The 26,605-nt window shown below is 42.5% G+C and carries 23 protein-coding genes, 1 tRNA gene and 1 other annotated feature; of the genes, 23 read left to right on the forward strand and 1 reads right to left on the reverse strand.

Annotated elements, in window-relative coordinates:
• The first annotated feature begins 89 nt into the window (after positions 1-89).
• The 19 genes from ETB99_RS09570 to yihA all read left to right on the forward strand — a co-directional run bounded on the left by ETB99_RS09570 (position 90) and on the right by yihA (position 21,789).
• On the forward strand, positions 90-1,136 hold the full coding sequence (locus ETB99_RS09570) for a GerMN domain-containing protein (protein ID WP_171700477.1): 1,047 nt from the start codon (positions 90-92) through the stop codon (positions 1,134-1,136).
• Between the two features lie 93 nt (positions 1,137-1,229).
• On the forward strand, positions 1,230-1,997 hold the full coding sequence (rph, locus tag ETB99_RS09575; protein WP_006320344.1) for a ribonuclease PH: 768 nt from the start codon (positions 1,230-1,232) through the stop codon (positions 1,995-1,997).
• Positions 1,994-2,605 carry an XTP/dITP diphosphatase gene (locus ETB99_RS09580; protein WP_006320345.1) on the forward strand — a complete coding sequence of 204 codons (612 nt, stop codon included), beginning with the start codon at positions 1,994-1,996 and terminating at the stop codon, positions 2,603-2,605. Before rph ends, ETB99_RS09580 begins: the two co-directional genes overlap by 4 nt.
• Positions 2,602-3,114 (forward strand): metallophosphoesterase family protein, encoded by a 513-nt coding sequence (locus ETB99_RS09585; protein WP_077427951.1) that lies wholly within the window; start codon positions 2,602-2,604, stop codon positions 3,112-3,114. The genes ETB99_RS09580 and ETB99_RS09585 overlap by 4 nt, the downstream gene beginning before the upstream one ends.
• 101 nt (positions 3,115-3,215) lie before the next feature.
• Positions 3,216-3,289 (forward strand) — tRNA-Arg (locus ETB99_RS09590).
• Between the two features lie 264 nt (positions 3,290-3,553).
• The gene (gene ilvE / locus ETB99_RS09595; RefSeq protein WP_004889176.1) at positions 3,554-4,456 is read left to right on the forward strand and encodes a branched-chain-amino-acid transaminase; all 903 of its coding nucleotides are present in this window, start codon (positions 3,554-3,556) and stop codon (positions 4,454-4,456) included.
• A gap of 12 nt (positions 4,457-4,468) precedes the next feature.
• Positions 4,469-4,726 (forward strand) — a binding site (T-box leader).
• A 67-nt stretch (positions 4,727-4,793) separates the two neighbouring features.
• Positions 4,794-6,512, forward strand: coding sequence for an acetolactate synthase large subunit (gene ilvB, locus ETB99_RS09600; protein ID WP_077427953.1), 1,719 nt, complete (start codon positions 4,794-4,796; stop codon positions 6,510-6,512).
• Positions 6,509-7,027, forward strand: a complete 519-nt coding sequence (gene ilvN / locus ETB99_RS09605; RefSeq protein WP_041639265.1) for an acetolactate synthase small subunit — start codon at positions 6,509-6,511, stop codon at positions 7,025-7,027. Before ilvB ends, ilvN begins: the two co-directional genes overlap by 4 nt.
• Positions 7,028-7,044: 17 nt before the next feature.
• A complete protein-coding gene (ilvC, locus tag ETB99_RS09610) occupies positions 7,045-8,070 on the forward strand; it encodes a ketol-acid reductoisomerase (protein ID WP_171700478.1) in 1,026 nt (341 codons plus the stop codon).
• The gene (locus tag ETB99_RS09615) at positions 8,057-9,601 is read left to right on the forward strand and encodes a 2-isopropylmalate synthase (RefSeq protein WP_077427957.1); all 1,545 of its coding nucleotides are present in this window, start codon (positions 8,057-8,059) and stop codon (positions 9,599-9,601) included. The genes ilvC and ETB99_RS09615 overlap by 14 nt, the downstream gene beginning before the upstream one ends.
• A gap of 17 nt (positions 9,602-9,618) precedes the next feature.
• The gene (gene leuB, locus ETB99_RS09620) at positions 9,619-10,728 is read left to right on the forward strand and encodes a 3-isopropylmalate dehydrogenase (protein ID WP_006320361.1); all 1,110 of its coding nucleotides are present in this window, start codon (positions 9,619-9,621) and stop codon (positions 10,726-10,728) included.
• A gap of 11 nt (positions 10,729-10,739) precedes the next feature.
• A complete protein-coding gene (gene leuC / locus ETB99_RS09625; RefSeq protein ID WP_171700479.1) occupies positions 10,740-12,155 on the forward strand; it encodes a 3-isopropylmalate dehydratase large subunit in 1,416 nt (471 codons plus the stop codon).
• An 11-nt stretch (positions 12,156-12,166) separates the two neighbouring features.
• Complete coding sequence (gene leuD, locus ETB99_RS09630; RefSeq protein WP_006320363.1) at positions 12,167-12,751, forward strand: 3-isopropylmalate dehydratase small subunit; 585 nt, start codon at positions 12,167-12,169, stop codon at positions 12,749-12,751.
• Between the two features lie 83 nt (positions 12,752-12,834).
• Positions 12,835-13,755 carry a DUF3196 family protein gene (locus tag ETB99_RS09635; RefSeq protein WP_171700480.1) on the forward strand — a complete coding sequence of 307 codons (921 nt, stop codon included), beginning with the start codon at positions 12,835-12,837 and terminating at the stop codon, positions 13,753-13,755.
• A gap of 107 nt (positions 13,756-13,862) precedes the next feature.
• Positions 13,863-15,149, forward strand: a complete 1,287-nt coding sequence (gene tig / locus ETB99_RS09640; RefSeq protein WP_171700481.1) for a trigger factor — start codon at positions 13,863-13,865, stop codon at positions 15,147-15,149.
• 194 nt (positions 15,150-15,343) lie between these two features.
• Positions 15,344-16,606, forward strand: coding sequence for an ATP-dependent protease ATP-binding subunit ClpX (gene clpX, locus ETB99_RS09645; protein ID WP_129000664.1), 1,263 nt, complete (start codon positions 15,344-15,346; stop codon positions 16,604-16,606).
• Positions 16,607-17,114: 508 nt separating this feature from the next.
• The gene (gene lonB / locus ETB99_RS09650) at positions 17,115-18,773 is read left to right on the forward strand and encodes an ATP-dependent protease LonB (RefSeq protein WP_171700484.1); all 1,659 of its coding nucleotides are present in this window, start codon (positions 17,115-17,117) and stop codon (positions 18,771-18,773) included.
• 113 nt (positions 18,774-18,886) lie between these two features.
• Positions 18,887-21,211 carry an endopeptidase La gene (gene lon / locus ETB99_RS09655; protein ID WP_077427968.1) on the forward strand — a complete coding sequence of 775 codons (2,325 nt, stop codon included), beginning with the start codon at positions 18,887-18,889 and terminating at the stop codon, positions 21,209-21,211.
• Positions 21,208-21,789 (forward strand): ribosome biogenesis GTP-binding protein YihA/YsxC, encoded by a 582-nt coding sequence (gene yihA / locus ETB99_RS09660; protein ID WP_012574290.1) that lies wholly within the window; start codon positions 21,208-21,210, stop codon positions 21,787-21,789. The genes lon and yihA overlap by 4 nt, the downstream gene beginning before the upstream one ends.
• A gap of 35 nt (positions 21,790-21,824) precedes the next feature.
• Here yihA and ETB99_RS09665 read toward each other — a convergent pair whose 3' ends face one another.
• The gene (locus ETB99_RS09665) at positions 21,825-22,298 is read right to left on the reverse strand and encodes a LiaI-LiaF-like domain-containing protein (protein ID WP_216366143.1); all 474 of its coding nucleotides are present in this window, start codon (positions 22,296-22,298) and stop codon (positions 21,825-21,827) included.
• 177 nt (positions 22,299-22,475) lie between these two features.
• Between ETB99_RS09665 and hemA the strand changes: the two genes are divergently transcribed.
• Genes hemA through ETB99_RS09685 form a run of 4 tightly spaced genes read left to right on the forward strand, consistent with a single transcriptional unit; the run spans position 22,476 to position 26,348 of the window.
• Positions 22,476-23,810, forward strand: coding sequence for a glutamyl-tRNA reductase (gene hemA, locus ETB99_RS09670; RefSeq protein WP_171700482.1), 1,335 nt, complete (start codon positions 22,476-22,478; stop codon positions 23,808-23,810).
• Positions 23,811-23,822: 12 nt separating this feature from the next.
• A complete protein-coding gene (locus ETB99_RS09675; protein WP_077427974.1) occupies positions 23,823-24,638 on the forward strand; it encodes a cytochrome C assembly family protein in 816 nt (271 codons plus the stop codon).
• Between the two features lie 21 nt (positions 24,639-24,659).
• Positions 24,660-25,586, forward strand: a complete 927-nt coding sequence (gene hemC, locus ETB99_RS09680) for a hydroxymethylbilane synthase (protein WP_077427976.1) — start codon at positions 24,660-24,662, stop codon at positions 25,584-25,586.
• Positions 25,587-26,348, forward strand: coding sequence for a uroporphyrinogen-III synthase (locus ETB99_RS09685; protein WP_171700483.1), 762 nt, complete (start codon positions 25,587-25,589; stop codon positions 26,346-26,348).
• Positions 26,349-26,605: the final 257 nt, after the last annotated feature.

Here is a 26,605-nt window from a genome sequence, read left to right on the forward strand (position 1 = left end):
CCTTCGCATTCGCCGAAGGATTTTTTTTGTTCTATTTTTTTGGACGACTCGTATACATAGTAGTACAAACCGTATGAGGAGGGGAGTCCATGCGTCGCGTATGGGTTATTGCCACAATGTTTATATTTATTCTTTCAGGATGTGGGCTGTTCGGAGGTGAAAAAGCCACGAAAGAAATTGATCCACCAAAAGATGTAACATATGTAGAAGATGAACAAGCATTGCAAGAAAAAGAAGTAGCAGAAAAGGAAACAGCGACAGAAACGGTGCAACGTGAATTGTATTTAATTGATAAAAATGGCTTCGTCGTCCCACAAACGTTTGCCTTACCAAAAACAAATGCAGCCGCAAAGCAAGTACTTGAATATTTAGTAGAAAACGGTCCGATTTCTGAACTATTGCCGAACGGATTTCGTGCGGTTCTCCCAGCTGACACACAAGTGTTAAGTGTCAATTTAAAACAAGATGGCACGCTTGTCATTGATTTTTCTAAAGAGTTTGCGAACTATCGACCAGAAGACGAAAAACGTATTTTACAAGCAATTACATGGACGGTAACGCAATTTGATAATGTGAAACGTGTGAAAATTCGCATGAACGGACATGATCAAAATGTGATGCCGGTTAACGGAACACCAATTAGCAACGAGTTAAGCAGAGATGATGGAATTAACATTGAAACGAACGGTGTTGTGGATATTACGAACACACATCCTGTTATCGTTTACTTTTTAGCGCAAGATGGGAAACAAACATATTATGTCCCAGTAACACGCCGTGTACCGAATAGCGAACAAGATGAATTAGCTGCAGTCGTAAATGAACTAATTAAAGGACCGAGTTACGGTTCGGGCTTGTTAAGCGATTTTCAAGCAGATGCGAAATTGTTAGAAGCACCAAAATATGAGAATGGAAAAGTAACGTTAAACTTTAACGAAGCGATTTATGGTAGTGTGGAGAAAAATGTTGTGTCGACACATGTGCTTAATTGTTTAGTTTTATCTTTAACAGAACAGCCAGGGGTAGAGAGCGTCGCGATTACAGTAAACGGAAAAGCAGAATTGGTAGATGAGAGCGGAAAACCGCTATCAGAACCTGTCACAAGACCGCAAAATGTGAACACGGGTAGTTTTTGAAACCAATTTTTTGCTATACTATATAAAGATTCATCGTCGAGAGGCAGCATCCCTGCCTCTTATTTCGTGAACATATATTGAGGAGGATTTTGTGTGAGAGTAGATGGTAGAACAAATGACGAACTTCGTCCTGTACATATTGAACCGAACTATTTAAAACATCCGGAAGGGTCTGTGCTTATTTCGATTGGTGATACGAAAGTGATTTGTACAGCAAGCATCGAAGATAAAGTCCCACCGTTTATGCGTGGAGGGGGGAAAGGATGGATTACTGCGGAGTATGCGATGATTCCACGTGCGACTGAACAACGAAATATTCGCGAAGCAAGTAAAGGAAAGTTATCAGGAAGAACGATGGAAATTCAACGATTAATCGGTCGTGCGCTTCGTTCTGTTGTTGATTTGCAAAAGTTAGGTGAGAAAACCATTTGGATCGATTGTGATGTCATTCAAGCGGACGGTGGAACGCGCACAGCGTCAATTACAGGGGCGTTCGTCGCTATGACATTGGCGCTCGGAAAAATGGTTGAAGATAAAAAAATACCGGCACTACCGATTACAGATTTTTTAGCCGCCACATCTGTCGGAATTGATGAAGAACATGGTATTATTTTGGATTTAAACTATATTGAAGATTCAAAAGCACAAGTCGATATGAATATTGTAATGACGGGATCGGGACGTTTTGTCGAAATTCAAGGAACAGGGGAAGAAGCGACGTTTTCATATGAGCAACTGCTCGATTTATTAACCGTTGCTGAAAAAGGTATTCACGAACTTATCGCTCGGCAAAAAGAGGCACTCGGTTCTCTTGCGGAACAAATTATGCAACATGGTTCGGAAGGGGAAGAAGCGAAATGAAACGAATAATCATTGCCACCAAAAACAAAGGGAAAGTAGCAGAATTTCAGCAATTGTTTTCAAAAAAAGGGATCGACGTGCTCTCCCTCCTTGCCTATGATGACATACCAGATGTTGAAGAAACGGGAACGACGTTTGCAGAAAACGCGATATTAAAAGCAACGACGATTGCGAATATGCTCCATGAAACGGTCATTGCAGATGACTCAGGATTAATCGTTGACGCGTTAAACGGCGAGCCGGGCGTATACTCGGCTCGCTACGCCGGCGAAGGAAAAAATGATCAAGCAAACATCGAAAAAGTGCTTACAAAGTTACAAGGTGTGCCTTTTGAACAACGAACCGCCCGTTTTCATTGTACGCTCGCTGTTGCCAAACCAAACGGAGATGTGACGACAGTAGATGGCGTATGTGAAGGATATATAACAGAAGAACCAGTTGGTGAAAACGGTTTTGGGTACGATCCGATTTTTTTTGTTCCTGAAAAACAACGAACAATGGCCCAATTAACGAAAGAAGAGAAAAATGAAATTAGCCATCGGGCAAAAGCGCTACAACATCTTTTACATATATGGGACAAGCTGTTTGAAAAGGAGAATGAGTCGTGAACGTATTAATTGTAAGCGATAGCCACGGATTAACCAAAGAATTACAGACGATCGTTTCACGCCACAAACAACATGTTGATGCAATCATTCATTGCGGTGATTCTGAGTTAACAAGCAACCACGAAGCGTTGCAAGGCATGCTTGTTGTGCGAGGAAATTGCGACAACGAACGTCGTTTTCCAACCGATCTTGTTGAAGAAGTAAACGGCGTTCGCTTTTTCATTACACATGGTCATTTGTACAACGTCAAAATGACGCTCATGAATTTATATTATAAAGCGAAAGAAGTCGGGGCACGCATCGTTTGCTTTGGTCACTCGCACATTGCAGGATGTGAACAAATCGATGATGTTCTTTTCATCAATCCAGGAAGCGTTTATTTACCGCGCCTGCGTCGCGAAAAAACATATGCCATACTTCATATAGACGAAGCAACTACAACCGTACATTTTTACAATATCGACGGCAAACCGCTCCATGATTTAACAACGACATATACAACAAAATAGGGGCAAGAAAATTCCATCGCCCCTATTGACTTTTTTCATAAACATCATTACAATAACAATTGTCCAAACCACGATGATATGTTTGTGATATGTCTATATATGTCCCAGTAGCTCAGCTGGATAGAGCAACGGCCTTCTAAGCCGTCGGTCGGGAGTTCGAATCTCTCCTGGGACGCTAAAGATCCTCTTGCATAGGCAAGGGGATTTTTTTGTTTAGTCAAAAAATGTTCAAATTTTTTATATCCTTTCTTTTCCTTGATATATCAATTATGTAAGCGTATACATAACGTTTTAACTAATCTAAATAATCAAAAAATTCAATGAAATAGTATTGACTGTTCTCGTAAATGAGCGTATGATAATTTTCAAATAAATCTAACAAAAGTCGTAATCAACAGAAGAGGCAAGAGACGGCGAACAGGGGAAGAGGGGAAAAGCATTGAGTGAACAGTGGATTTTTCTAAACGATGAATTTGTGACAAAAGAAAATGCAAAAATCTCTGTATACGATCACGGTTTTCTTTATGGGGATGGGGTGTTTGAAGGAATTCGAGTATATAGCGGTAATGTGTTTCGTATGAAAGAGCATATTGACCGCTTATACAATTCAGCGAAATCCATTTTGTTAAACATTCCCTACACAAAAGAAGAATTAACAAATATTATCGTCGAGACGGTGCAAAAAAACGGCTTTGAAGATGCGTATATTCGTGTCATTGTGTCGCGTGGTGTTGGCGACCTTGGACTCGATCCGTACAAATGTCCGAAGCCACAAGTTGTCGTTATCGTTGAACCGTTAGCGATCTTCCCAAAACATTTGTATGAAACAGGCATTGAAGTAATTACCGTAGCAACAAGACGGAATCGTCCAGATGTATTAAGCCCAAAAGTAAAATCTTTAAACTACTTAAATAACGTATTAGTCCGAATTGAAGCACACTTAGCAAACGTCAGCGAAGCGCTCATGCTCAATGACCAAGGATATGTTGCTGAAGGGTCAGCTGACAACGTGTTCATCGTTAAAAATGGCGTGTTATATACACCACCAGGATATGTCGGGGCGCTTGAAGGCATTACGCGCGATGCGATTATCGACATCGCTAAAGATCTCGGCTATGTCGTCAAAGAAGAGCCGTTTACTCGTCATGATGTGTACACAGCAGATGAAGTGTTTTTAACGGGAACCGCAGCAGAAGTGATTGCGGTCGTTAAGGTCGATGGTCGTGTTATCGGTGACGGAGTGCCAGGCGAACATACGAAACGACTGTTAGAAGAATTTCGCAAACGTGTTGTTTCTGAAGGTGTAAAAGTATATGCTTCACAAAATGTCAATGCTGGGTAACAAATCAATAAAGAAAAAGCGTTGAAGAGGATAAGTAGCTGACGGGTTAGGCATCCACAGAGAGCCGGGGTAGCTGAAAACCGGTGATGTCTCCGTTTGTGAACTCCCCTCGGAGCGCCGTCCTGAACGATCGACTCTAGTAGGGACGGACGGGTGCACGTCACTCGTTATTAAAACGAGCGATGCGACGATCGTCGCGCGCTCCTGAGGTGGCTTTGCCACGAAGAAGGGTGGTACCGCGGGAAGGATGCAAGCCTTTTCGCCCCTTTGGTCCGCACGGACTGATGGAGGGGTGAGAAGGCTTTTCTTATTTCACATTTCTTTTAGGGGTGAAAAAATGGCAGCGAATATGAAAGTGAAAGAAAGAGTGGCAAAAAAACAAACGTTATGTGGAGCACTTATGTTGATCGAGGCGCTCAAGGCAGAGAATGTGAAGGTGATTTTCGGTTATCCAGGAGGAGCTGTATTACCAATTTACGACAAATTGTATGAGTCGGGTGTGTTTCACGTGCTCACGCGTCACGAACAAGGTGCGATTCATGCGGCGGAAGGATATGCGCGCATCTCTGGAAAACCAGGTGTCGTTATTGCGACATCGGGACCGGGTGCGACAAATATTGTGACAGGTTTAACGGATGCGATGATGGACTCCATTCCGCTCGTCGTTTTCACAGGGCAAGTCGCATCAAGCGTCATCGGTTCGGATGCCTTTCAAGAAGCGGATGTGCTCGGCATTACCATGCCAATTACAAAACATAGTTACCAAGTACGTGATGTACACGAGCTGCCAAAAATCATTAAAGAAGCGTTTCATATCGCAACGACTGGACGTCCGGGACCTGTATTAATCGATATTCCGAAAGATATGGCTGTCGCAGAAGCAGAGTTTGACTATGAACAAGATGTGCAGTTGCCAGGTTATCAGCCAACTACAAAACCGAATCATTTACAAATTCGCAAACTTGTCGAGGCGGTCAGTCAAGCGAAACGACCGGTCATTTTAGCCGGAGCAGGTGTTCTTCATGCGAATGCTCATGAACAGTTAAAACAATACGCTGAACAACAACATATTCCAGTAATTCACACGCTCTTAGGGCTTGGTGGATTTCCTGCTGATCATCCATTATTTCTTGGAATGGCGGGAATGCATGGGACGTACACAGCAAACATGGCGCTGTATGAATGTGATTTGCTCATTAATGTCGGCGCGCGATTTGATGATCGGGTCACTGGCAATTTAGCACATTTTGCACCGAAAGCGACAGTTGCCCATATTGACATTGATCCAGCAGAAATCGGAAAAAATGTACCGACAAAAATTCCAATTGTTGGCGATGCGAAAGAAGCGCTTATTCAGCTTATTGAACAAAATGGAAAACGACCAGATGTATCGGATTGGCTTAAACAGTTGAACGAATGGAAACGGGAATATCCGCTTATGTATAAACGTGAACCAGGTGTATTAAAACCGCAACGGCTCATTGAAATGATTCATGAATATACAAACGGTGAAGCCGTTGTCACAACGGATGTTGGTCAACATCAAATGTGGGTGGCTCAATATTATAAATTTAAACAGCCGCATCGCTGGGTGACATCCGGTGGGTTAGGAACGATGGGATTTGGATTGCCAGCAGCAATCGGAGCGCAATTGGCACAGCCAGAGGCAACGGTCGTATCGATCGTTGGTGACGGTGGGTTCCAAATGACGTTACAAGAGCTATCTGTCATTCAAGAGCTAAATTTGCCGATTAAAATTGTCATTGTCAACAATCAGGCGCTCGGTATGGTTCGTCAATGGCAAGAAATTTTTTACGAAAAACGATATTCTCATTCCCTCATTCCGAATCAACCAGATTTCGTTCGCTTAGCAGAAGCGTATGGGATGAAAGCGATGCGTGCAACGACCGAAGAAGAAGCGGAATACGTATTGAAAGAAGCGCTTGCAACAAATGCGCCAGTTTTACTTGATTTTCACGTTTGTCCAGGTGAAAACGTATATCCGATGGTTGCGCCTGGAAAAGGATTACATGAGATGGTGGGGGTGAAATGGTGAAGCGCATTATTACAATGACGGTAAATAATCGTCCGGGCGTGTTAAATCGTATTACAGGTTTATTTACAAAGCGACATTACAACATTGAAAGTATTACAGTTGGTCATACCGAATCAGAAGGCATTTCACGTATGACGTTTGTCGTCAATGTAGAGGATGAACGCATTGCCGAACAAATTACAAAACAACTGAACAAACAGATTGACGTATTAAAAGTGGTTGATATTACTGATCAAGCGATTATTGTTCGAGAGCTTGCTTTAATTAAAGTGGCGGTTACCCCAGCGACGCGCGGCGAAATTTATACGCTCATTGAACCGTTTCGTGCAGCGATTGTCGATGTAGCACGCGATAGTCTCGTCGTTCAAGTGACAGGTGAACCAGAAAAAATTGACGCGCTTATCGACTTATTAAAGCCATACGGATTAAAGGAAGTCGCAAGAACAGGAACAACAGCGTTTCCGCGCGGTTCACAACGCGCATCATCAACAAATAAATCACTATTTATTATTTAAAAGGAGAGGATTTTATTATGGTAAAAGTATATTACAATGGCGATGCAAACGAAGCTTACATTCAAGGGAAAAAAGTAGCAATTATCGGATACGGTTCTCAAGGCCATGCGCATGCACAAAACTTACGTGATAGCGGTGTTGAGGTGATTATCGGGCTGCGAAAAGGGAAGTCTTGGGAAAAAGCAGAGCAAGATGGCTTTGTCGTCTTGCCTGTCAGTGAAGCGACAAAACAAGCTGACGTTGTGATGATTTTACTTCCAGATGAACATCAACCGAAAGTATATAAAGAAGAAATTGCACCAAACTTACAGCCAGGCAATGCGCTCGTGTTTGCCCACGGATTTAATATTCACTTCAATCAAATCGTTCCGCCAAGCGACGTTGACGTCTTTTTAGTTGCACCAAAGGGTCCTGGGCATTTAGTGCGTCGCACATATACAGAAGGGGCTGGCGTGCCGGCATTAATTGCCATTTATCAAGATGTGACTGGTGAAGCAAAAGAAACAGCACTTGCGTATGCGAAAGCGATCGGTTCCGCTCGGGCAGGTGTGATTGAAACAACGTTTAAAGAAGAAACAGAAACGGATTTATTTGGTGAACAAGCGGTTCTTTGCGGTGGATTAACTGCCCTTGTCAAAGCAGGATTTGAAACGCTTGTTGAAGCAGGATATCAACCAGAAATTGCATATTTTGAATGTTTACACGAGTTAAAGTTGATCGTTGATTTAATGTATGAAGGTGGTTTGGCAGGCATGCGTTATTCAATCTCTGATACAGCACAATGGGGCGACTTTGTGACAGGGCCACGCATCATTAACGATGCAGTAAAAGCGGAAATGAAAAAAGTGCTTGAAGATATTCAAACAGGCAAGTTTGCGAAAGGGTGGATTTTAGAAAACGAAGCGAATCGTCCAGAGTTTAACGCGATCAACCGTCGGGAAAACGAACATTTAATTGAAGTTGTTGGTCGCGAATTACGAAAAATGATGCCGTTTGTCAACGCTAAACAGAAAGATGTGGTGACGGTCGGTGCGAAAAATTAACATTTTTGATACGACGTTGCGTGATGGTGAGCAGTCGGCTGGCGTCAATTTAAACTTGCATGAAAAGCTAGAAATTGCTCGGCAGCTAGAGCGCCTCGGTGTTGATATCATCGAGGCGGGATTTCCTGCCGCATCAAAAGGTGATTTTCAAGCTGTTCAAGCGATCGCACAAACGGTTCGTAACTGTTCAGTCACAGGTCTTTCACGCTCGGTTCAATCCGATATTGATGCGGCATGGGAAGCGTTAAAGGACGGAGCAGAGCCACGTTTACACGTATTTATTGCAACGTCACCTATTCATATGCAATATAAATTGCGAATGACACCCGAACAAGTCGTTGAAACAGCTGTCGAATCTGTTCGTTATGCGAAAAAATATTTTCCAATTGTACAATGGTCAGCAGAAGATGCATGTCGAAGCGATCTCCCGTTTCTAGCGACGATTGTTGAGAAAGTCATTGAAGCTGGGGCAAACGTCATTAACATCCCAGATACAGTCGGTTATATTACTCCAAAACAATATGGTGACATATTCTCTTTTTTAAAGAAAAATGTTCGGAATATTGAAAAAATTAGTTTATCTGCCCATTGCCATGATGATCTAGGTATGGCGGTCGCAAACTCGCTTGCGGCCATTGAAGCAGGAGCGACACAAATTGAAGGAACAATTAACGGCATTGGGGAACGAGCAGGCAATGCGGCCATTGAAGAGGTGGCGGTCGCGCTTTATATACGAAAAGATTACTATCAAGCAGAGACGCGCTTGAACTTGCAAGAAATTAAACGCACGAGCAGTTTAGTCAGCAAGTTAACAGGAATGATTGTTCCGCCAAATAAGGCGATCGTCGGCAAAAACGCTTTTGCTCATGAATCGGGCATTCATCAAGATGGTGTGTTGAAGGAGAAAACAACGTACGAAATTATTTCTCCCCAGCTCGTTGGGGTGCAATCAAACTCAATGGTACTCGGAAAACATTCCGGACGCCATGCGTTTCGTACACGTATTCAAGAACTTGGTTATTCATTGACAGAAGAAGAAGTGAATCGTTTGTTCGCTCGCTTTAAAGATTTAGCAGATAAAAAGAAAGACATTACCGATGATGATTTAATTGCACTCATTTTAGATGAAAAGCTAGACATGTATAAAAACTTTTATCAATTATGTTCGATTCAAGTGCAATACGGAACAAATCAAATCCCAACGGCAGTTGTTGTATTGAAAGATGGAGAAGGAAACGACATCCAAGAAGCAGCGACAGGGGCTGGTAGCGTTGAAGCGCTGTATAACGCTTTAGAAAAAGCGTTGCAAATACCGGTGACGTTGCTCGATTATCGCATTGAATCGGTTGGGAGTGGACGTGATGCGTTAGCGCAAGTGTATGTGAAAGTATCGCTCGATAGGAAAGAAGCGAGCGGTCGGGGAACGGCACAAGATGTGCTAGAAGCATCAGCAAAAGCATATATTCATGCGGTTAATCGCATGTTTGTTATTGAAAAGATGAAAGAAGAACAAGCGCTTGCCGCGCAATAACAAAGGGGGATATTTTTATGTATCGTATCGCTGTGTTACCAGGGGATGGCATTGGAAAAGAAGTGACAAGAGGAGCGGTAAAAGTATTGCAAGCAATTAGTGATCGTTTCGGTCATACGTTTCAGTTCTCATACGGTTTGATTGGCGGAGAAGCGATTGACCGTGAAGGAACGCCGCTTCCAGAACAAACGCTTCACATGTGCAAACAAAGCGATGCGGTATTGCTCGGTGCGGTCGGAGGACCGAAATGGGACAAAAATCCGCCGCACGTTCGTCCTGAAAAAGGATTATTGCAAATTCGGAAAGAAATGAATTTGTTTGCTAATGTTCGTCCTGTTACGTTTTATGAAAGTTTAGCAGCGTCTTCACCGCTTAAACCGCATGTCATTGAAGGAGCAGATTTTGTGATCGTACGTGAGTTAACCGGAGGCTTATATTTCGGGAAACCGAGTGAACGCCGCGTTGAAAAAGGCGAAGAAGCGGTTGTTGACACGTTGTTTTATAAACGCGCAGAAATCGAGCGGATTATTACGTTTGCTTTTACGCTTGCGCAAAAACGAAAGAAAAAAGTAACATCGGTGGATAAAGCGAACGTGTTAGAATCAAGCCGCATGTGGCGAGAAGTAGCCGAGCAAGTGGCTAAACGTTTTCCAGACGTTCAACTTGAACATATGCTCGTCGATAATGCTGCGATGCAGCTCGTCCGCTCGCCAAAACAGTTTGATGTCATCGTAACTGAAAATATGTTCGGTGATATTTTAAGCGATGAAGCATCGATGTTAACTGGTTCACTTGGCATGCTTCCATCGGCTAGCTTATCCGTTGACGGCCCAGCGTTGTATGAGCCGATTCACGGTTCGGCTCCAGATATTGCAGGAAAAAACAAAGCGAATCCACTTGCAACGATTTTGTCAGCAGCGATGATGCTTCGTCTATCATTCGGTCTGACAGAAGAGGCGGATGTCATCGAACGAGCGGTGAAACAAGTGTTAAATGCTGGGTATCGTACAGCAGACATCGCTCAACATGGAGATTTTGTATTATCAACGACAGAAATGGTCGAAAAAGTAAAAGATGCCATTTTAGATGATGTAGCTATTGAACGAATTATGCAAGTGTATGTGTAGGAGGGGTTGAATTGGCGCCAAAGACGATTATTGAAAAAATTTGGGATGAACACGTCGTTTATCGTGAAGATGGGAAACCCGATTTATTATATATTGATTTACATCTCGTTCATGAAGTGACATCGCCGCAAGCGTTTGAAGGATTGCGACAAAAAGGAAGAAAAGTGCGTCGCCCAGATTTAACATTTGCGACGATGGATCATAACGTTCCAACGATTAATCGGTCCGTTGTTGAAGATGAAGTGGCGAAAAATCAAATGACAGCATTGGAGCGGAACTGTCGTGAGTTCGGCGTTCCGCTTGCCGATTTAAACAGTCCAGAACAAGGGATTGTTCATGTCATCGGTCCAGAACTCGGGTTGACACAGCCTGGGAAAACCATTGTGTGTGGAGATAGCCATACGTCTACACATGGCGCTTTTGGGGCATTAGCGTTCGGGATCGGAACGAGCGAAGTCGAACACGTATTAGCGACGCAAACGTTATGGCAACATCGTCCAAAGACGATGCAAGTGAACGTTACGGGATCGTTAGCACCAGGCGTATCAGCAAAAGACGTCATTTTAGCGATCATTGGCAAGTTTGGAGTTGATTTTGGCACAGGCTACGTGCTTGAGTTTACAGGCGATGTTATTCGTCGGATGTCGATGGAAGAGCGGATGACAATTTGCAATATGTCGATTGAAGCAGGGGCACGAGCTGGGTTAATTGCCCCAGATGATGTGACGTTTGCATATTTAAGAGAGAGAAAATATGCACCGAAAGGAGAAGCGTTTGAGCAGGCAGTTGAAAAGTGGAAGCAGTTATGCACAGATGAAGGAGCGGCATATGATCGTGTCGTTCATATTGATGGAAGTGAAATTGCTCCAACAGTGACATGGGGCACAACGCCAGCAATGAGCTCTCCGATCGATGGAACTGTTCCAGATCCGAACGAATTTGCGACAGAAACAGAGAGAAAAGCTGTACAGTTAGCGTTGCAATATATGGGATTAAAGCCAGGAACGAAAATGACGGATATTGCGGTGCAACATGTGTTTATCGGATCATGCACAAACTCGCGCATAAGCGATTTACGGGAAGCAGCGCAAATTGTAAAAGGAAAAAAAGTCGCACCGGGCGTCAGAGCGCTCGTCGTTCCGGGCTCACAACAAGTAAAAAAGCAGGCAGAAGAAGAAGGAATTGCTCAAACGTTTATTGACGCAGGCTTTGAATGGCGCGATTCCGGCTGTAGCATGTGTCTTGGAATGAATCCAGATACTGTTCCGGCAGGGGAACATTGCGCCTCAACGTCAAACCGCAATTTCGAAGGGAGACAAGGAAAAGGGGCGCGCACGCATCTCGTGAGTCCAGCAATGGCAGCCGCGGCTGCGATTTACGGGCATTTTGTCGATGTGCGTACATTGTATAAAGAAGTGGTAAGATAGGAGGGAAAAAGTTGGAACCATTCGTCGTTCATAAAGGAAAAGTGGCTGGCTTAGATCGAGCAAATATAGATACGGATCAAATTATTCCGAAACAATTTTTAAAACGAATTGAACGCACCGGATTTGGTCAATTTCTTTTTTACGATTGGCGTTATTTGTCGGACGGAACACCAAACCCACATTTTGAGTTAAACCGTCCTGAAAACGAAGGCGCGACCATTTTAGTCGCAAATGAAAATTTCGGATGTGGTTCATCGCGCGAACACGCTCCTTGGGCGCTTGCGGATTACGGATTTCGTGCCATTATTGCTCCTTCATTTGCTGATATTTTTTACAACAACTGTTTGAAAAATAGTTTACTTCCTATTAAACTTCCAAAAGAAGACGTCGCTTATTTGTTAAAACAAGCGGAACGGGCAGATTACGAACTAACGATTTCGCTTGAACAACAAGTCGTTTTTGATGATGAAGGGTTTACAAGCTCGTTCGACATCGATCCGTATCGAAAACAGCTCCTTTTAAAAGGTTGGGACGAAATTGATTTAACGTTCGTGTATGAACCATATATTATCGCCTACGAAAAAGCACGCTCTTGACATTTTGTCGAGGGCGTTTTTCGTTGAATTTATTCGCAAACATTGCTAAACTGAAAGGCAAATGTGAACGAAGGTGAGTATATGTGAAAAATCGAAAAATCGTTCCACATCCTTATTTAAAAGAGCGATTGTTGGCAGAAGGGATGGAAGCGTTAAAAGGAAAGCGATATAAAGAAGCGTATACATATTTCGTGCAGTTAGAACAACTTCAATGGCATGATGATGATGTACAAATGGCGCTTGTTGTTTGTTTATTTGAAATGGGACAGATCGAAGAAGCGAAAGAAAGATGTGAACAACTGTTAGAGCGCGGCAGCGGGGATTGGTCCGTATACATCTCGATGCTCGTCCATTTACAACAATACGACGAGGTGGTTGCAGTTATTCACAAAATTCAACGAAAAGGAATCGATTGCACTCCATTTTTACCGCTTTTACAGTTTAGTGAAAAAATGATTCGTTCACAGTACGAACAACAAGCAAAACAATATGAAGCCATTTTTGAAAGCGAACAATGGTCAAAACAATTGCGCATTCTTCACCAATTAGATTCGCCCATCGTTTTGCGCATTGTTCCGATATTTGCTCGCTATTTGTGTGATGAAACAAAACACCCGATTGTAAAGACGACCATGTTGCACATATTAAAGAAAGAACAAGTGACAGAGCTGATAACCGTAAAAAAATTTGGTCAAACGATGACCGTTGTTCCAGCCGAGCTTGATGAGCAAAAACAAAACGATTGGATTGAACAAGTGCTTGATATTGTCGAGCAAACGTGGGCGAAACAAAATCCGACAATGTATGAATGGGGCAAACAAATATGGCTTCGTTACATGTTTGTGATGTATCCATTTCTCCCAACAGAATCGGTACAACAATGGGCGAATGCGCTATACACATATATCGAGCAATGTGAAACGGGACAGACGATATCGACAAGTCCGCTCGTTTCCAAACTTTATGAAGTAGAAAAATTATGGCTCTCTGTTGAAAGTATATGATTGTATGGTATAATATAGTGGTTGTATTACACATAAAACCGTGTATGCCTACATATATGTAGTTCATTTACATGAATTTTTATTTTTGAAGTTGGAGGGAAAGAAGCATGTCGGCGAAATGGGAAAAACTCGAAGGCAACCAAGGCGTTCTTACAGTAGAAGTAGACGCTGAAAAAGTGAATGAAGGATTAGATGAAGCGTTTAAAAAAGTAGTGAAAAAAGTACAAATTCCAGGATTTCGTAAAGGAAAAATTCCTCGCTCTCTATTTGAAAAACGTTTCGGCGTTGAGTCATTATACGCAGATGCGTTAGATATTTTATTGCCAGAGGCATACGCAAAAGCTGTCGAAGAAACAGGTATTGAGCCAGTTGATCGTCCAGAAATCGACGTCGAGCAAATAGAAAAAGGAAAAAGCTTAATTTTCACTGCAAAAGTAACTGTGAAGCCAGAGGTTACACTTGGCCAATATAAAGGTCTTGAAGTTGAAAAATTGGACGATACTGTAACAGATGAAGATGTGGAGCAAGAATTAAAACGCCTGCAAGAACGTCATGCTGAGCTTGTTGTGAAAGAAGAAGGAACGGTAGAAAACGGTGATACAGTCGTCATCGATTTTGAAGGATTTGTTGATGGTGAACCGTTTGAAGGCGGTAAAGCGGAAAACTATTCACTTGTCATCGGTTCAGGCACATTTATCCCAGGATTTGAAGAACAATTAATTGGCATGGCTGCTGGAGAAGAAAAAGATATTGAAGTAACATTCCCAGAAGAATATCATGCAGAGCAATTAGCTGGTAAACCAGCGGTGTTCAAAATTAAATTGCATGAAATTAAAACAAAACAACTTCCAGCACTTGACGACGAATTTGCCAAAGACGTAGATGAAGAAGTCGAAACATTAGATGCATTGAAAGAAAAAATTAAAGAGCGCTTAACAAACGAGAAAAAAGAAGAAGCAGAAGCAGCACTTCGCGATACGGTTGTTCAAAAGGCGACAGAAAATGCACAAATGGACATTCCAGAAGTGATGGTGAAAAATGAAACAGATCGCATGATTCGCGAGTTTGAACAACGTTTACAAATGCAAGGATTAAACCTTGACTTATACTATCAATTCTCTGGACAAGATGAAGCAGCACTTCGCGAACAAATGAAAGAAGAAGCAGAAAAACGCGTTCGTGTAACGTTGACGCTTGAAGCGATTGTAAAAGCAGAAAACATCGACGTCACAGAAGAAGAAGTAGAAAAAGAATTGCAAGAAATGGCAAGTCTTTACAACTTATCTGTTGATAAGTTAAAAGAGCTTCTAGGCACATTAGATGGCTTAAAAGAAGACTTAAAAATGCGCAAAGCAATCGATTTCCTTGTTGAAAACAGCAAAGTTGTTGCATAATGAGAGGAGAAAGAACAAGGTGCCACACGTGCCTTGTTCTTTCCACATATAAATCACTATGGAAGTTTTCTAACTTTTCACGCACATTTGCATTTTTATTGGCATACTTTTAAAGATTTATGATAAAATGACGAATACATAACGTTTTTTCATTTTTATGTACATATGATCGTAAAGGAATAAGGGGTGAAAACATGTTTAAATTTAATGATGAAAAAGGGCAGTTAAAATGCTCGTTTTGCGGTAAAACGCAAGAACAAGTGCGCAAGCTTGTTGCTGGCCCAGGCGTATACATATGCGATGAATGTATTGAATTGTGTACTGAAATTGTGCAAGAGGAGCTTGGATCGGAAGAAGAAGTAGAATTTAAAGATGTACCGAAACCAAAGGAAATTCGCGACATTTTAGATGAATACGTCATCGGACAAGACGAGGCGAAAAAAGCGCTTTCTGTGGCAGTATATAATCATTACAAACGCATTAATTCAAACAGTAAAATTGATGACGTCGAATTAGCAAAAAGTAACATTTTAATGATCGGGCCGACAGGAAGCGGAAAAACGTTGCTCGCTCAAACGCTTGCACGCATCTTAAATGTGCCATTTGCGATCGCTGATGCGACATCGCTAACAGAAGCCGGGTATGTAGGTGAAGACGTTGAAAATATTTTGTTGAAGCTCATTCAAGCGGCCGATTACGATATTGAACGGGCAGAAAAAGGAATTATTTATATCGATGAAATCGATAAAATTGCACGTAAATCAGAAAACCCTTCCATTACGCGTGACGTATCTGGTGAAGGGGTACAGCAAGCATTATTAAAAATTTTAGAAGGTACTATCGCGAGTGTGCCGCCACAAGGGGGGCGTAAGCATCCGCATCAAGAGTTTATCCAAATTGACACGACAAACATTTTATTCATTTGCGGTGGGGCGTTTGATGGTTTAGAGCCAATTATTAAACGCCGTCTCGGTAAAAAAGTGATCGGATTTAGTTCGGATGCACAAGCGGAAGTTGAAGAAAAGGACTTGTTGTCGAAAGTGTTGCCAGAAGACTTATTAAAATTCGGATTAATTCCAGAATTTGTTGGACGTCTTCCGGTCATTACGAGCTTGCAACCGCTCGATGAAGATGCGCTTGTTGATATTTTAGTCAAGCCGAAAAATGCCCTTGTGAAGCAATATGAAAAAATGCTTGAGCTTGACGATGTTGAGCTTGAATTTGAAGAAGAGGCACTTCGTGAGATTGCTAAACGTGCGATTGAACGAAAAACAGGAGCGCGCGGTTTACGCTCGATTATTGAAGGCATTATGCTTGATGTTATGTTTGAATTGCCATCACGTGAAGATGTGCAAAAGTGTATCATCACAGCAGAGGCCGTACGTGGGGAAAAAGCACCACTCCTCATTTTACACGATGGAACGATTATCGAATACGAAAGAAAAACATCAGCGTAGATGGAAAAAGATCGATTTTCCGAATCGGAAAGTCGATCTTTTTTTGTTTATTTCTTTCTTCGCTCGGAGATACTATGCATACAGTACATATGCAGGAGGAACGGCCGTCAACTACCCCCACTTAGCTAACGCTTGAAGTGAGGGCTTGCAACTCCCCAGAAGTGCAAACGGACTTCTTCCTCCTTCCTTGACTTGGGGTTGCATCAGGGGCAGGTTGACGACTACCCAACGACGCAGGTCATGCCTGCATCGTTACCGATTCTCTCGGTGTGTCTGTTGGCAGTACTTGGCTTCCACACACAACAGACGGACCCACGCTCGATGTTTTACGGTTACAACGTTTCCTGTAACCAACTCCATACATCGAGTAGCAGTTATTGGAGTGCCTTTATTGAACGGTTTTCTCCACGCCTTTATTATATCATACACAAAAGAAAGGGGGAACGCGCATTCCTCTCCCACTTACTCCCTTTGGTCGTTGAAGTGGGAGTCTCCTGCGCGAAATAGGATGAATTGGACAAATATTGCGCTGCTTATTCAGTTGTTTTTCGGGATCATTATCGGTCTATATTTTTTAAACTTATTAAAAAGTCAACGGACGCAAAAAATTTCGATTGACAAAGAAGCACGAAAAGAGATGGAACAACTTCGGAAAATGCGTTCGATTTCGCTCACGGAGCCGCTTGCTGAAAAAGTGCGTCCAAAGACGTTTGATGATATTGTTGGTCAAGAAGATGGCATAAAAGCATTAAAAGCTGCATTATGTGGACCGAATCCGCAACACGTCATCATTTACGGGCCACCAGGTGTTGGAAAAACAGCGGCCGCCCGTCTCGTATTAGAAGAAGCGAAAAAAAATCCTCTGTCCCCCTTTCGAAAAGATGCGGTATTCGTTGAGTTAGATGCGACGACTGCCCGCTTTGATGAACGCGGCATTGCGGATCCGCTCATCGGTTCTGTACATGATCCAATTTATCAAGGAGCGGGGGTGATGGGACAAGCAGGGATCCCGCAGCCGAAACAAGGGGCAGTAACGAATGCCCACGGTGGCGTATTGTTTATTGATGAAATTGGTGAATTACATCCGATTCAAATGAACAAGTTGTTGAAAGTGTTAGAAGACCGAAAAGTGTTTTTTGAGAGCGCATATTATAGCGAAGAAAACCCAAATATTCCAAACCATATTCATGACATTTTCCAAAATGGGTTGCCAGCTGATTTCCGACTTGTTGGTGCCACGACGCGAACACCGAACGAAATCCCGCCAGCTATTCGCTCACGCTGTATGGAAGTGTTTTTTAGGGAGTTAGAACAAGAAGAAATTGCTCAAATTGTGAAAAAAGCAGCGGAAAAAGTAAACCTCCCGATTGAAGAACAGGCGGTTCATGAGCTTGCGATGTATGCTCGCAACGGACGCGAAGCGGTCAATACGTTACAAATCGCGGCGGGAATCGTCATTTCTGAGAAACGTTCTAAAATTTTACGCCAAGATATTGAATGGGTTATTCAATCAAGTCAATTATCGCCACGCTATGAGAAAAAAGTGGGACAAGAAGCGAAAGTTGGATTAGTGAATGGATTAGCAGTTTATGGCCCAAATAGCGGAGCGTTGCTAGAGATCGAAGTAGCGGTGTTGCCGACAAAAGAAAAAGGGACGATCAATATGACGGGCATTGTCGAAGAAGAACAAATTGGTGGCCAGGGCAAGTCGATTCGTCGCAAAAGTATGGCGCGCGGCTCAATTGAAAATGTCATTACTGTTTTACGTTCACTTGGTGTGCCTGCAGATCAATATGATATTCATGTAAACTTTCCAGGTGGTGTCCCGATAGACGGCCCTTCTGCTGGTGTGGCAATGGCGGTTGGGATTTACTCTGCGATTTATCATTTACCAATTGATCCAACAATGGCGATGACAGGGGAAATTGGGGTGCATGGGAATGTGAAACCGGTCGGCGGTATTTTCCCGAAAGTAAAAGCAGCAAAACAAGCTGGTGCCAAAACGGTTATCATTCCACGTGAGAATATGCAGTCAATTTTAAGGCAAGTAACAGGCATTGAAATTGTTCCAGTTGACCATATTGGCGATGTTCTTTCTTTCTTATTTCACGAACATGTTCGTTCTGTTCCGATGCGTCATCATTTACCAAAAACAGAGCGGATGTGAAAGCGATCGGCTTCAACGGAGCGTTGAAGTCGATTTTTTACGATGAAAGATTTTACAAACGCTATAATGTACTATACAATAGGGCAATAGAAGTATGATGGAGGTGCGGGGTTGTGGCGAGAAAGAAAAATAAAGTCATTCCACTCTTGCCGTTAAGAGGGCTACTTGTGTTTCCGACGACCGTATTGCATTTAGACGTTGGACGGGAAAAATCGGTACAAGCGTTAGAAAAAGCGATGGTTGAAGAAAATCTCGTGTTATTAACGTCACAAAAAGACGTACAAATTGATGATCCGGAGCTTGAGGATTTATATGAAATGGGCACGATCGCACGTGTGAAGCAATTGTTAAAGTTACCGAACGGAACGTTTCGCGTGCTCGTTGAAGGGATCTCACGCGGAAAAGTAGTGAAGTGGGTAAGTGAAGAGCCGTGCTACGTCGTTCAAGTAGAACCGTTCGCTGATCAAGAAAACGAAGACATTGAATTTGAGGCGTTACGTCGCACGATGCTTGAATATTTTGAGCAATACATAAAACTATCGAAAAAATTGTCTGCAGATATTTATACATCTGTGATGGACATTCAGCAAGCGGGACGAATGGCGGATATTATCGCTTCCCATTTGCCGTTAAAGCTTGAAGAAAAACAACGATTGCTTGAAGCGGTCGATGTGAAAGAGCGTGTGCATCAAATCATTCAAATTCTTCATAATGAAAAAGAAATTTTACATTTAGAGAAACGAATTAGCCAGCGCGTGAAACAGTCGATGGAGCGAACACAAAAAGAATATTATTTACGTGAACAAATGAAGGCCATTCAAAAAGAGCTCGGCGAAAAAGAAGGAAAAACTGGCGAGATTGAGTTGTTGCGTGAAAAAATTGAACAAGCAGGAATGCCCGAGCATGTTAAAGCTACGGCGTTAAAAGAATTAGATCGCTATGAAAAAGTACCTGCTGCTTCAGCAGAAAGCGGGGTCATTCGCAACTATTTGGATTGGTTGCTTGCCTTGCCATGGACGAAACAAACAGAAGATATTCACGATATTCATCGGGCAGAAAAAATTTTAAACGAAGAGCATTACGGTCTCGAAACAGTGAAAGAGCGCGTTCTTGAATATTTAGCTGTGCAACAACTGACGAACTCGTTGCGAGGTCCAATTCTTTGTTTAGTTGGTCCGCCGGGAGTTGGAAAAACATCGCTCGCTCGTTCGATTGCAAAAACGTTAAATCGACATTTCGTTCGTATTTCGCTCGGTGGGGTGCGAGATGAATCGGAAATTCGTGGACATCGCCGCACGTACGTCGGGGCTTTACCGGGACGCATTATTCAAGGAATGAAAAAAGCCGGAACGATTAACCCTGTATTTTTGCTCGATGAAATTGATAAAATGTCAAGCGATTTTCGCGGTGATCCGTCTGCTGCACTATTGGAAGTGTTAGATCCAGAACAAAACCATTCCTTTAGCGATCATTATATTGAGGAGCCATATGACTTATCTAAAGTGATGTTTATTGCGACAGCGAATACGCTCGCGACAATTCCGCGTCCGCTGCTCGATCGAATGGAAGTTATCACGATTCCGAGTTATACAGAAATTGAAAAATTGCACATTGCAAAAGAACATTTATTACCGAAACAAATGGAAGCACACGGTTTGCAAAAGCGCATGCTTCATATGCGCGATGATGCGATCATGCAAGTGATTCGCTATTATACACGCGAAGCAGGTGTGCGCAACTTAGAGCGCCAACTTGCATCGATTTGTCGCAAAGCCGCAAAAACGATCGTGTCAGAAGGACGAAAGCGCATCGTAGTCACAGAAAAAAATGTAAGTGAATTTTTAGGAAAACCGAAATATCATTACGGGCAGGCAGAGAACGAAGATCAAGTCGGGGTAGCAACAGGTCTTGCATATACTACAGCTGGTGGAGATACGCTAGCGATTGAAGTGTCCATTGCTCCTGGAAAAGGAAAATTGACGTTGACGGGTCAATTAGGCGATGTGATGAAAGAATCTGCTCAGGCAGCATTTACATACATTCGCTCGAAAGCAAAAGAACTTGGCATTGATCCGGAGTTTCATGAAAAACTAGATATTCATATTCATGTGCCAGAAGGAGCGGTACCAAAAGACGGTCCATCAGCAGGGATTACGATGGCGACAGCACTTATTTCTGCATTGACGGGAAAACCAGTCAGTCGCTTTGTCGGCATGACAGGGGAAATTACGTTGCGCGGTCGTGTGCTTGCGATTGGTGGTGTGAAAGAAAAAGTGTTAAGCGCCCATCGCGCCGGATTAAAGAAAGTCATTTTACCGAAAGAAAACGAAAAAGATTTAGAAGATATTCCAGAGGTCGTCAAAAAACAATTGCAGTTTGTTCTCGTTTCACATATTGATGATGTACTTGAACATGCTTTGGTAGGTGGAGAAAAATGAAAATTACAAACGTAGAAATGGTCATTAGCGCTGTGAAGCAAGAACAATATCCAGCAGGCCAGCTCCCAGAGTTTGCGCTTGCTGGGCGCTCAAACGTCGGAAAATCGTCGTTTATTAATAAAATGATTAACCGAAAAAATTTTGCGCGCACTTCGTCAAAACCTGGAAAGACACAAACATTGAACTTTTATCGCATTAACGATGCGTTTTATTTTGTTGACGTGCCGGGATATGGATTTGCGAAAGTATCAAAAACAGAACGCGAAGCATGGGGGAAAATGATTGAAACGTATTTTACGACACGTGAACAGCTGAAGGCAGCGTTGTTGATCGTTGATTTGCGTCATCCTCCAACGAAAGATGATGTGATGATGTATGAGTTTTTAAAACATTACAACATTCCGACGCTCGTCATTGCAACGAAAGCGGATAAAATTCCACGCGGGAAATGGCAACAACATGCGAAAGTCGCCAAAGAAACATTGCGTCTTATTTCAGATGACGAACTTATTATTTTTTCGGCTGAAACAGGACAAGGGAAAGATGAAGCGTGGGGAGCATTGCAAAAATGGATGTAAAAAATGTGGGTGATTGACCCACATTTTTTGTATAGTTATCCTTTTTTTATAAATAATAAGTACAATCCGATCAAAATGAACGACAATGGCCAAATGTGAATGAGTGAATCAAACGTTACGGATGTAAACACTTGTTGAAGCCGATGTGAAAATAAAAAGATGATCGACAAAACAAAAAGTAAAACGGTAGGAAGCAATGCTTGTTTCGTTTTTATGTACTGTAGCAACAATCCGAGCGCGATAATAAAGGTGACCATGCTTATATGATTCGGCCATGATGAAAGGCGAGAAGCGAGATGAAAATGAACGCCAATTCCTGTGAACACAACACCGGATAAAATAGCGGAGTAGTCTTTTCCGATATACGCTTGACCTAAAAAAGCGATCCCAGTAATGAACAACAACGTTGGCCACGTATGGAAAGATGGAAAAAGTGAAAATCGCTCAAGTAAAAAATACATCCCAAAACCGATTAAAATGATGCCAGAAAAAATACCACGTTTTTTCATTGAAAATCCCCCAATTCCATGCGACACTTAAAACAGCATCTGTTCACTAGTTTACTAAATGTGCGCCATTTAAGAAAGATCGAAAGTTGTCAAATTGTATTCACAGTTTATAAGGAAAAAACAATGTAGACGTGCTATAATGAAATGAGATGACTTTAAACTTCGGGGTGATGAGAAATGTATGTCGTCGTTGTCAGCGTGAACTATCGTACAGCCCCTGTCGAAATTCGTGAGAAATTGACGTTTAATCAAGCGGAGCTTGTTGAAGCGATGAAAGCGCTAAAAAAGCAAAAAAGTATGTTAGAAAACGTCATCGTATCGACGTGTAATCGTACGGAAATTTATGCGGTCGTCGATCAATTAAACACAGGGCGTTATTATATAAAAACATTTTTAGCGGATTGGTTTGGCCTTGATAAAGAACAAATCGCTCCGTATTTACGCATTTATGAAGAACGTGAGGCGATTGAACATTTGTTCCGCGTTGCTTGCGGTCTTGATTCGATGATTTTAGGTGAAACGCAAATTCTTGGGCAAGTGCGCACAAGTTTTCTTTTAGCGCAACAAGAAAACACAATAGGCACGGTGTTTAAACAACTATTTAAACAAGCGATTACGCTTGCTAAACGCGCCCATGCCGAAACAGAAATCGGCGCCAATGCCGTATCTGTCAGCTATGCAGCGGTGGAATTGGCGAAAAAAATTTTTGGCGATCTAAAAAATAAACATGTGCTTATATTAGGTGCTGGAAAAATGGGAGAATTGGCCCTGCAAAACTTGTACGGAAGCGGCGTCAAACGCGTGACGGTCGTGAATCGTACGTTTGAAAAGGCGCAGCAACTCGCCGAACGATTCCAAGGGGACGCCAAGCCGTTATCACAATTGCAATGTGCGTTGTTGGAAGCAGACATTTTAATTAGTTCGACAGGCGCAAAGCAATACGTCATCACAAAAGAAACGATGGCTGTCATTGAAAAAATGCGCAAAGGTCGTCCATTTTTTATGATTGATATTGCCGTGCCACGCGATTTAGATCCTGCGCTTGCTGAGTTAGATAGCATCTTTTTATATGATATTGATGACTTGCAAGATATTGTTGAAGCGAATTTAGCCGAACGGAAAAAAGCGGCCGAGCAAATTGAACGTATGATTGCTGAGGAAATGGACGAGTTTCAACAATGGTTGCATATGCTCGGGGTTGTGCCGATTATTGCAGCTTTGCGTGAAAAAGCGATGCTTATTCAAGAAGAAACGATGAAAAGTTTAGAGCGAAAATTACCGCATTTATCAGAACGCGATAAAAAAGTGTTAAACAAACATACAAAAAGTATCGTCAATCAATTGTTGCGCGATCCGATTTTGCGCGCAAAAGAATTGGCTGCAGAGGACAATGCAGAAGAAGCGCTTCGGTTGTTTATGAAAATTTTCAATATTGAACAACAAGTGAAGCAGCAACAAAAAGAGATAAGCTGTGTTCACGAGCGAGCGACAGAACCATCTTTTCAATCGTAAGGAAGATCACATATGTTTGATATGACGAGATGGTATGAACTCTCGCTTCTTTTACATGCATCGTCCGTTTTATTTTATTTTATCGATTTTCTTCATCACAACCGGAAGGCAAACCGCATTGCTTTCGGGTTGCTTTCTATTGTTTGGGGGATGCAAACATTTTTCTTTTTTGCGAGAATGGTCGGGACGGGGAAATTCCCTGTTTTAACGCTTGCGGAGGGGCTGTCGTTTTACGCGTGGTTACTTATTACGTTATCGCTTGCGATTAACAGATGGCTGCGCGTTGATTTTCTCGTTTTTTTCACAAATGTATTAGCGTTTTTTATTCTTTCATTGCATACGTTCGCACCGACGCCCTACACTGTTGGCATCGCAGAGCAACTAATGTCTGAACTGTTGTTTATTCATATTACGATGGCTATTTTATCGTACGGGGCATTTTCGATTTCGTTTATGTTTTCGCTTTTATATTTGCTCCAATACGAGTTATTGAAGAAGAAGAAATGGGGAAAGCGGTTATGGCGGCTTGGTGATTTAGCCAAGTTTGATGATCTTGCGTACGTGCTTAATGGTGTCGGTGTTCCGGTTTTGTTATTGAGTTTAATTTTAGGTGTTGTTTGGGCATATATGAAAGTAGATCATTTTGTTTTATACGATGCAAAAGTGCTCGGCTCGTTTACTGTATTGGCAACATACAGTTTTTATTTATATAAGCGAACTGTCAAAGGGATACAAGGGAAAGAAATGGCAGTTTGGAATGTCGGCTCGTTTCTTATTTTGCTTATTAATTTCTTTTTATTTGGTACGTTATCGCAATTTCATTTTTAGCGATTGTTGGAGGAAAGAAAAATGAGAAAAATTATTGTTGGTTCGCGCCGTAGCAAGTTAGCGCTAACTCAAACAAATTGGGTCATTGAACAACTGAAACAACTCGGGGCCCCGTTTGAATTTGAAGTAAAAGAAATCGTCACAAAAGGCGATCAAATTTTACATGTGACGTTATCGAAAGTCGGAGGCAAAGGGTTGTTTGTAAAAGAAATTGAACAAGCGATGCTAGATCGTGAAATTGATTTTGCCGTTCATAGTATGAAAGATATGCCTGCTGTTTTGCCAGACGGATTAATGATCGGATGCGTACCGAAGCGTGAAGACCATCGCGATGTGCTTATTTCCAAAGGGCATATTCCGTTTGAACAACTACCAAGCGGAGCGATTGTCGGAACGAGCAGCTTACGACGCTCCGCGCAACTGTTAGCCGTTCGTCCAGATTTACAAATTCAATGGATTCGCGGTAACATTGACACTCGTTTGGCGAAATTACAAACAGATGCGTACGATGCCATTATACTGGCAGCTGCTGGATTGCATCGCATGGGATGGGCAAAAGAAGTGATTACACAATATTTGCCGACTGACGTATGCGTTCCAGCGGTTGGACAAGGGGCGTTGGCTATTGAATGTCGGGAAGATGATGAAGAGCTATTGTATTGGTTAAACCAACTGACTGATAAACAAACGGAACGTGCGGTTCGGGCAGAGCGAGCCTTTTTACAGCGCATTGAGGGTGGATGCCAAGTGCCTGTTGCCGGTTATGCGTACGTTGATGAAGATGCGATTGTGCTTACAGCACTTGTTGCAACACCGGATGGAACAGAAGTATTGAAAGAAGTTATGAAAGGGACAGAGCCCGAAAAAGTGGGTACGGAAGCGGCAAAACGGCTAATTGAACGAGGAGCGAAACAACTCATTGAACGAGTATTAAAGGAGCTGGAGTAAATGCTTCGGGGGAAACGGGTGCTTGTGACGCGCGAAAAATCGCAAGCAAAAGCGTTATCGCAAGCGTTAGAACAACACGGTGCGATTCCGATTGAGTTACCATTGATTCGCATTGAACGGGCAAAACAAGTAGGTCAAGACTTATTACACAAATGGCATACGTTTGATTGGATTGTATTTACGAGCCAAAACGGAGTTAAATATTTTTTCGAGCTGATTAGCGAAATGAAACCACCAACGTGGCCGAAAGTGGCTGCAGTAGGGGAAAAAACAGCGAAAGCATTGCAAAAACGAAACGTTGTTGTCGACCTCATTCCAAATGAATTTGTCGCTGAAAGTTTAGTCGAAGCGTTAAAACCGTTACTTTCTACGCATGCGCGCGTGTTGCTTGTGAAAGGAAACTTAGCGCGCGATACGTTGCGAGAGCAATTAAGCAGCATCGCAGACGTCACAGATTGGATCGTATACGAAACGACATACAATGAAGATGCAAAACCAAAAATAATCGAACTTCTTCAACAACGGATGATCGATGCGATTACGTTTACAAGTTCATCGACAGTACATAGCTTTGTTGAAGCGATCGCAGGGGAAAACGTTGATTTATCTTTTGTCACCATCGCATGTATCGGTCCGATTACGAAACAGACAGCTCTTCATTTAGGCATTCCTGTTCACGTTTGCCCACATACATATACGATCGATGCAATGATCGAAGAGCTGAATCAATATTTTACAAGGAGTCAACAACCCAACGACTAAAATCGTGGGCTTGTAAGCCCCATGTTGACCAGACCAAGGCTTGAAACAGAGCCTACGTTATAGATGTCATGACACGTTCGGGTGCTTCTCCAGCCCGTTCCTCTGTCGTGCAAGGTTAAACAAGCGTGGTGGGTAGCGCTAGTGTCTTGCACATAACAAGCATCTATAACATGGTCGAGGAGAATATGACCTGCTTTATGCAGAGGAAAGGGGAGAACCCTATGGTTTTTGTGTTAGACACAAACAAACGTCCGCTT

The sequence above is a fragment of the Anoxybacillus sp. CHMUD genome, from assembly GCF_013096965.1.
In the GTDB taxonomy this organism is placed as follows: domain Bacteria; phylum Bacillota; class Bacilli; order Bacillales; family Anoxybacillaceae; genus Anoxybacillus; species Anoxybacillus kestanbolensis_A.